At 39.0% G+C, this 4,091-nt stretch carries 7 protein-coding genes; 2 read left to right on the top strand and 5 right to left on the bottom strand.

Translation table 11 applies throughout. The features are described 5' to 3' along the window. Window positions 1–131: 131 nt before the first annotated feature. The 4 genes from BP621_RS15010 to BP621_RS14995 all read right to left on the bottom strand — a co-directional run bounded on the left by BP621_RS15010 (window position 132) and on the right by BP621_RS14995 (window position 2,567). On the bottom strand, window positions 132–602 hold the full coding sequence (locus tag BP621_RS15010) for an FKBP-type peptidyl-prolyl cis-trans isomerase (RefSeq protein WP_292391381.1): 471 nt from the start codon (window positions 600–602) through the stop codon (window positions 132–134). 125 nt (window positions 603–727) lie between these two features. After that, complete coding sequence (locus tag BP621_RS15005; RefSeq protein ID WP_292391380.1) at window positions 728–1,297, bottom strand: FKBP-type peptidyl-prolyl cis-trans isomerase; 570 nt, start codon at window positions 1,295–1,297, stop codon at window positions 728–730. Next, the gene (locus BP621_RS15000) at window positions 1,294–1,812 is read right to left on the bottom strand and encodes an FKBP-type peptidyl-prolyl cis-trans isomerase (RefSeq protein WP_292391378.1); all 519 of its coding nucleotides are present in this window, start codon (window positions 1,810–1,812) and stop codon (window positions 1,294–1,296) included. Before BP621_RS15000 ends, BP621_RS15005 begins: the two co-directional genes overlap by 4 nt. A 95-nt stretch (window positions 1,813–1,907) precedes the next feature. Beyond that, the gene (locus BP621_RS14995; RefSeq protein ID WP_292391377.1) at window positions 1,908–2,567 is read right to left on the bottom strand and encodes an SdpI family protein; all 660 of its coding nucleotides are present in this window, start codon (window positions 2,565–2,567) and stop codon (window positions 1,908–1,910) included. Window positions 2,568–2,638: 71 nt separating this feature from the next. Here BP621_RS14995 and BP621_RS14990 point away from each other — a divergent pair, with 71 nt between their 5' ends. Then, window positions 2,639–2,809 (top strand): hypothetical protein, encoded by a 171-nt coding sequence (locus BP621_RS14990; RefSeq protein ID WP_292391375.1) that lies wholly within the window; start codon window positions 2,639–2,641, stop codon window positions 2,807–2,809. A gap of 334 nt (window positions 2,810–3,143) precedes the next feature. Beyond that, a complete protein-coding gene (locus BP621_RS14985) occupies window positions 3,144–3,716 on the top strand; it encodes a hypothetical protein (RefSeq protein ID WP_292391374.1) in 573 nt (190 codons plus the stop codon). A gap of 63 nt (window positions 3,717–3,779) precedes the next feature. On the opposite strand, the gene BP621_RS14980 is transcribed toward BP621_RS14985, so the two are convergent. Continuing rightward, window positions 3,780–4,091, bottom strand: a 312-nt coding sequence (locus BP621_RS14980) for a hypothetical protein (RefSeq protein ID WP_292391373.1), incomplete at its 5' end; no start/stop codon positions are given.

The following is a 4,091-nucleotide window of genomic DNA, read 5'->3' as shown; positions in this document are numbered from 1 at the left end:
CCAGAAGCTGTAAGTTCCGATCCAAAGCAGAGATAAGCTATCATAAGAGAAGTCAATGTCATAAACAGCAGCAGCACCATGACTTTTTCTTCTTTTTCCATACTTTGCCTCCTGCTTTTGCAGGCCTGGAATCAGTTTACAATCGAGACCAGTTTTATTTCAAGGACTAGAGTTTTGCCTGCAAGTTCATGGTTAAAGTCCAGAGTGGCAGAAGTTTCCGTGGAGTTGAGCACTTTAACCTCACTCCCAGCGGGTGTTATGATTTTCGTTCCTGGTTCAGGAGGGTTCTGGAGTTCAAGCCTTGCGAGGGGGATCTTCTGGATAAGATAACTCTTAGATTCTCCGTAGGCGTCTCCAGGCGGGATTATGAGGGTCTTTTCTTCGCCCTCTTTCATTCCAAGCACCCCCCTGTCAATGCCTTTTATTACCTGGCGCGTGTCCGCTATGAAAAACAAAGGTCTGTACTCTTTTTCTTCGTCATATATCCCTGCTCCAAGGGCTTTTTCCTTCAAGGTGGTATCAAAGACCGTTCCGTCTTCGAATTTTCCAGTGTAATCAATAAGAAGGTAATCCCCTTTTTTCACAGTACGAGAATTTTCCATTATCCCTTTCTCCTGTGCATTTTCCTTTCAGTATCCATGTCATCTTAAAATCTACGTGGATACAGAAAAGATGCACATTTTGAAGAAATATTATAACTCTCAATTTGATCTTCAGTAACTTAAATTTATTCTATTGAGATGAGTTTTATATCAAAAATCAAGGTCTTGCCTGCAAGCTCGTGATTAGCATCAAGAGTGATATGCGTATCGTTTACAGCTATTACTTTGTACTGGTTCCCGTACATATCTATGAGAGTTTGTCCTACTTCAGGGAGTTTGGATCGGTTTGTTAGATTTAATTCTTCTATTGGAACAGCCAGGACGTTGGTTTTATTATATTCCCCATAAGCTTTTTCTGGAGGAATCGTCAAGGTCTTTTCTTCCCCTACTTTCATTCCGATTACACCCTCGTCAAAGCCCTGGATTACCTGTTTCGAGCTAACGACAAAGGTAAGAGGGGTGTACTCCCTTCCATCAACGTATATGCCGGCCTGCTTTGCAACGTCTTCTCTTGAAGTGTCAAAAACCGTGCCGTCTTCAAGCTTCCCGGTATAATCGACCTTGATCGTATCTCCGGATTTTACTGCTCTACTGTCTCCTCTCTCGCTCCCGTTACCCGTGCATCCGCTACCAAGAATTGTGCTTATCAGGAGCAGTATCGCCATGAAGAAAATTGCTTCTTTCCTGGTCTTCATCCCTTTTGTTCCTCCACAGAAACAATTTTGACTGAGAAAATTAGGGTCTTTCCTGCAAGCTCATGGTTGAAGTCTACAACAAAGTTGTTTTCATTTACTTTTGTTATAGCCCCTGTCAGACCGCTGTCCGTGGCCAGCCTCATTCCGACTTCCGGAGTAAAATCAACAGCATCAACCGGGATCTCTCTTACGAATTCTTGCCTGTACTCTCCATACCCTTCATCAGGTGGGATTGTAATGCTCTTTTCCTCCCCCACTTGCATACCGACAACACCCTCATCAAACCCTTTTATCATCTGACCTGCGCCGACCGTAAATGTAAGGGGTTCATAATTTCTCATTTGATTGTATTTTCCTGCCTCGATAGCAACTTCCTTAAAGGAAGTATCGAAAATTGTGCCATCTTCAAGTTTTCCTACGTAATTAACTGAGATTGTATCCCCATTCTCAATTTTTTTACTGGTGTCTTTTGTTATATCCTCGGCCATAAGAATCAATAAAACAAAAGAGAACATGCTAGATAAAAGTGCTGATAAAAATAGAAGTCAAAAAACCGATTAAACGGGAAATTCGAAATTTGAAATTACAGGAAATCCTGGAATCTTCTTTTTCAAGTTTTAATTTGAGGTTCATTTTCTTTCAGTTCTTTGCGATATTCGAAATATGAGTAAACAACCATGAACCCCGCAATAAGAAGTGCAGGCCCAAGAATGAAAATTAATTCAAATTTGGGGAAAAAGGCTCCAAGCACAGCAACTATTCCTGCGACCTTGAATAACTTTCCTCCAAGCTGGTTAGTTTTCTTCCAGACGTTATCGCTACTGAGAGTCCAGGGAGTCCTTATGCCGAGGAACCAGTTTCTCTCTGAATTTTGCATAAGAATCCCTATGTAGTAAAACAGAACTCCCACGCCTGCAGGAAGCACGGCACTGAGGTTAATTCGGATGCCTGTGTTCCAGAGCAGTGTCTGGAGATGGACGGCAAGTAGAAAGAAAATCAAAAAAATTACAAATCCTTCCGGATACTTTTTAAATTTTAATATATTTATCTTCATAGGGTCGATTCTGGGAATTGCCAGGTAGAATAATGCAAGTCCGGTCATCAGTAATGGCATGAAAAAAAGTCCCCAGAACTTCGACATATATCCATCTGCTTCTCCCTCGGAATTCCAGTGAGTTGCCATAGATTCAGGTACAAGCGGGTAAAAATAGATTGAAATTATAAAAGATAAAAGAATCAGTCCTGTGGTTACAGCTGTGGCTTTATGCATATAAACTGTTTATATATTTCAACTATATAAACAAAGTGGGGACTTAAAAGCAAGCCTTTTCAAAAAACTGCTTGACCGCAAGCCTTTTCAAAAAAGGCTTGAGCGAAAACGTTATTGTCGGCGTGATCAACCAGCGCGACGGTTGCGGATCAACAGTTTATCTTTATTACGTGTCTGAAGAAAATTTCTCAGACCGTATTTTGAGTTCGCTTATTAAGGCTGAAATCCCACCCCCTAATTAAGGAGAAAACATATACCCAGGGCTGGATAATGATCCCGGCAAGCGGATTAATTAGCGAGAGTATGCCAGCGACAATTGTTAGGAACCCGATAGCAGTTGTTCTTATACCTCTGTTTATAAATTCACCTCTTAAATGTCCAGACAAGCCAGAATGTACTACAGACGATCTTATCAATTTTTAGTTATATATGTTAATATATACTTATTTCTGATATAATATAGAGAAACTTGAGCAAATGTTTTCTAAATTTAAGTTATATTCTCTACTATCAAAGGTTTAAAATATTCATTACGTATATAACAGTTTAATTAAAATTGGTATGTTGTGGGTAGTTATGGTAACAAGTCAGGAAAGACAGAAGGCAAATCTGGCCAAAATGAAAAAAATAATGGAAGAAATTGAAAGTACGACAGATGATTCCGATCTGATTGTCGAATTGCACGAACTTTTAAAAAAACCATACTCGCTGTCCCTTAAATGGCATATGATTGTGTTTAAAAGTGAAATTGATAAGAGTTTATGGTATCTGGAAGATATAAGAAAAGAAGAGATTGAAATAGAAAAAATGAAGCGAAGGAAAAGAAAAGATCCAAAAGAAGAATTAAACCAGGTTAACTGTAAATTTTGCGAAATAATGAGCGCATTTAAACTTGACCACCAGATGGTATATGACACGAAAACAAATCAGTATAAATTGTCAAAGTCCAGAGTTTCAAGAACAACACGAGAAAACATTTTTGCAATCCCAAAATCTATGATTGGGAAAGGTAAACTTCAGTGGAGTGAGGCAGTTAAACAGAAATGGGGAGAAGACACTATAGGGCAAACAGAATTACTGGAAAGGGATCTTTATAACCGAAAAAGTATGAGAGTCGCCTGCAATAACGAGGATGAATCTATCTTTTAATTAACTGATCTTTCAATTACCAATTTTTCAATTACCTAATTGTTTAATTAATACATATGTCAATCAACTGGAATTTCCCAACACAACCTCGGAATGGATTCGATATGGACCGCACTCCTGTTTGAGGAGGGAAAGAAGGAGATATGCGGTGAACTCGCCCGGAAAAATAATTAATTCGGGCACAAATGTGCTTTTTCCGAGTGAGACATTGATCCGTATCTCGAAACTCTGCTTCGGGACAATAATATCCTTGATCTTAAAAAATTGAAAATAAAGAATCTCAAAAAGCTTGCAGAAACAACGGGTAAGATTCTTATTTCTGTTGTAAATATTGGCTAGCAACGTTTCCTTTATATTTAGGTTTACAAATTTGCT

It is taken from the genome of Methanosarcina sp. UBA5 (assembly GCF_002505485.1).
Taxonomy (GTDB): domain Archaea; phylum Halobacteriota; class Methanosarcinia; order Methanosarcinales; family Methanosarcinaceae; genus Methanosarcina.
Note: the sequence above shows the minus strand (reverse complement) of the source record. Positions and strands in the feature narration are given on the sequence as shown.

Bases quoted from the DNA above. Each gene is read 5' to 3' on its own strand.
- BP621_RS15000 (WP_292391378.1), bottom strand. From the start codon at position 1,812: ATGTTCTCTTTTGTTTTATTGATTCTTATGGCCGAGGATATAACAAAA.
- BP621_RS14995 (WP_292391377.1), bottom strand. From the start codon at position 2,567: ATGCATAAAGCCACAGCTGTAACCACAGGACTGATTCTTTTATCTTTT.
- BP621_RS15010 (WP_292391381.1), bottom strand. From the start codon at position 602: ATGGAAAATTCTCGTACTGTGAAAAAAGGGGATTACCTTCTTATTGAT.
- BP621_RS15005 (WP_292391380.1), bottom strand. From the start codon at position 1,297: ATGAAGACCAGGAAAGAAGCAATTTTCTTCATGGCGATACTGCTCCTG.
- BP621_RS14985 (WP_292391374.1), top strand. From the start codon at position 3,144: ATGGTAACAAGTCAGGAAAGACAGAAGGCAAATCTGGCCAAAATGAAA.